The sequence below is a fragment of the Streptomyces anatolicus genome, assembly GCF_019400875.1.
Classification (GTDB): Bacteria; Actinomycetota; Actinomycetes; order Streptomycetales; family Streptomycetaceae; genus Streptomyces; species Streptomyces anatolicus.
Map to the genome: position 1 here is coordinate 1 of NZ_WMBF01000645.1, position 3,075 is coordinate 3,075.

Here is a 3,075-nt window from a genome sequence, read left to right on the forward strand (position 1 = left end):
GAAGGGGCCTGGGCCGGGATCCGGCGGGATCCGAGCGCGGGCTTACCACTGTTCTCACTCATAGCGGCCCACTTCGGTGACTCGGTGCTTATGGGCGCCGTCAGTCTGTCACCCTGTCGGTGTCGCCTGAGGCGTATTCGCCCGAACTGCTCAGGAGCCGCACCGTGGGGTCCAGACCGATGCAACGGGAGACCGAGTTCCGTGGCTATGCCAAGGACCCGGACCGGCCCGGCCCACCGGCGGTGGTGCGCACCTCCCTGCCCGGCACCTCCCTGTCGCCCGCGGACGCCCGCCAGTTCGTGCGCACCGCCCTCGCCGACTGGTCCGAGCTCGGCGTGCCCGCGGCGGCCGGCCTCACCGACCGCGTCGCCGACGACGCGGTGCTGCTGGTCAGCGAGTTGGTCACCAACGCGGTCGTGCACGCGGGCACCGCCGTCGAACTGCTGTGCAGACTCGACGAGGCCGGTCCCGGCGAGGACACCGACACCCTCGTCATCGAGGTCTCCGACCACCACCCCTCCCGTGCCGTGCGAGGCGAGCAGCCCCCGCCGCCCGGCGGCACCCCCGAGTACGGCCGGGGCCTGCGGCTCGTCGCGACCCTCTCCGAGTCCTGGGGCATCACCTACCGCACGGGCACCAAGACCGTCTGGGCCCGGCTCTCGGCCGAGGGGGCCCGGCTGCCCGCTGAAGCCTGGCTGCCCACCGAGGGTGCCCGGCTGCCGGCCGAAGGGGCCCGGAGCGGCCACGACGGCGAGTCGTCCGCGAGCGAGCAGGCACAGGCGCAGGCGCTCCAGCGCGGGCCGCGCACCGCCGAGATTCTGGCGCCCCTGCCCAGGCCGGTCACCCACGACACGGAGTGGGTCAACCGCGGCGCGCTCAGCTTCCTCGCGGAGGCCTCCGACCTGCTGGCCGGGCAGTTCGACGAGGACCTGGTGGCCGCGCTCGCCGGACAGCTGCTCGTGCCGAGGCTCGCCGACTGGTGCGCGGTCTGGCTCGACGACGCCTCGGAGGGCCCGGCCCGCGCGGCCCCCGGCGCACCGGGCGCGCGGCTCGCCCGCGTCTGGCACACCTGCGAGCACCGCGTGGAGGAGCTGCGCCGCGTCCTGGAGAAGGATCCGCCCCAGCTGCCCGACACGGCGGGCTCGGGCGCCTGCCCCGTCCCCTGGCCCGGCGACGGACCGGCGGGCGAGTCGTCCGGCACGGCTCTCGCGTACCGCCTGACCGCGGGCGGCCGCGCGCTCGGCACGCTGGTGATCGGCCGGACCGGGCTGCTCCGCTTCCCCGACGAGGTCACCGGCCTCGTCGAGGACTTCAGCCGCCGCGTCGCCCTCGCCGTCAGCACGGCCCGCCGCTACCAGCGCCAGGCCAACATCAGCCAGATCCTCCAGCGCGGGCTGCTGCCCAGCAAGGTCGCCCAGATCCCCGGCGTGCAGAGCGGCCTCGTCTACGAGCCGCGGGACAAGGGCGGGCCCGGCGGCGACTTCTACGACGTGTTCCAGGCGGGCGCCGGACGCTGGTGCTTCGCCCTCGGCGACGTGCAGGGCAAGGGGCCCGAGGCCGCCGTCGTCATCGGTCTGGCCCGGCCCTGGCTGCGGCTGCTCGCCCGCGAGGGCTACCAGGTCGCGGAGGTCCTTGACCGCCTCAACCAACTGCTCCTCGACGACGCGACGGAGGCGGCGGACGCGGCGGCCGCGGTCGTCGCCGTCGCGGGCGGCCAGGGCGTGCCCGCCGACGGGGCCACCGCGCGCTTCCTCTCCCTCCTCTACGGCGAGCTGGTTCCGTACGAAGGGGGCGTGCGCTGCACGATCGCGTGCGCCGGGCATCCGCTGCCGCTGCTGCTCTCGCCCGAGGGGGAGGTGCGGGCCGCGGCGACGCCGCAGATGCTGCTCGGGGTCGTCGACGACGAGACGTATACGAGCGAGAGCTTCGACCTGCGCACGGGCGACACGCTCCTGTGCGTCACCGACGGGGTGACCGAGCGCCGCTCGGGACGACTCCAGTTCGACGACGGCGACGGTCTCGCGCGGGCCCTCGCCGAGTGCGCGGGGCTCGACGCGGGGGTGGTGGCGGAGCGGATCCGGCGGCTCGTCCATGAGTTCTCGGAGCGGCCGCCGGACGACGATATGGCGTTGCTGGTGTTGCGGGCGGAGTAGGGGGCATCGCGGGGTTGCCCGGTGCGGGACAATTCACGTATGCCTTCCGCACTGCCCGATGGTGAGCCCATGCCCGAGGACGGCGCGCTGCCCGCGTCCGCCCTGGAGGGCGCGGCCTCCCGCCCCCTCGGCTTCTACCTGCACGTTCCGTACTGCGCCACGCGCTGCGGCTACTGCGACTTCAACACCTACACCGCGACCGAGCTGCGCGGCTCCGGCGGTGTGCTCGCCTCGCGCGACAACTACGCGGACACCCTCGCCGACGAGGTGCGCCTCGCCCGCAAGGTCCTCGGCGACGACCCGCGGCCCGTGCGGACCGTCTTCGTCGGAGGCGGTACGCCGACCCTGCTCGCCGCCGCCGACCTGGTGCGCATGCTGGCGGCCGTCCGGGAGGAGTTCGGGCTCGCGGACGACGCGGAGATCACGACCGAGGCGAACCCGGAGTCGGTCGACACCGCCTATCTGAGCGAGTTGCGCGAGGGAGGCTTCAACCGGGTCTCCTTCGGCATGCAGAGCGCGAAGCAGCACGTGCTGCGCGTCCTGGACCGTACGCATACGCCGGGGCGGCCCGAGGCGTGCGTCGCCGAGGCGCGGGCGGCCGGCTTCGACCATGTGAACCTCGACCTGATCTACGGCACGCCCGGTGAGAGCGACGACGACTGGCGGGCCTCGCTGGACGCGGCGCTCGGGGCCGGTCCTGACCACGTCAGCGCCTATGCCCTGATCGTGGAGGAGGGTACGCAGCTGGCGCGGCGGATCCGGCGCGGCGAGGTCCCCATGACGGACGACGACGTCCACGCGGACCGGTATCTGATCGCGGACGAGGTGCTGGGGGCGGCAGGCTTCGACTGGTACGAGGTCTCCAACTGGGCCACCTCCGAGGCGGGGCGGTGCCTGCACAACGAGCTGTACTGGCGGGGCG

General features: G+C 74.1%; 2 protein-coding genes. Both read left to right on the plus strand.

Annotation, left to right across the window (positions count from 1 at the left end; all coding sequences use genetic code 11):
• Positions 1 to 164 precede the first annotated feature (164 nt).
• Entirely contained in the window at positions 165 to 2,153 is a 1,989-nt protein-coding gene (locus GKQ77_RS30825) for a SpoIIE family protein phosphatase (protein WP_372460031.1), read from the plus strand.
• Positions 2,154 to 2,192: 39 nt separating this feature from the next.
• The coding region (locus tag GKQ77_RS30830; RefSeq protein ID WP_219692408.1) for a coproporphyrinogen-III oxidase family protein at positions 2,193 to 3,075 on the plus strand (883 nt) is incomplete at its 3' end.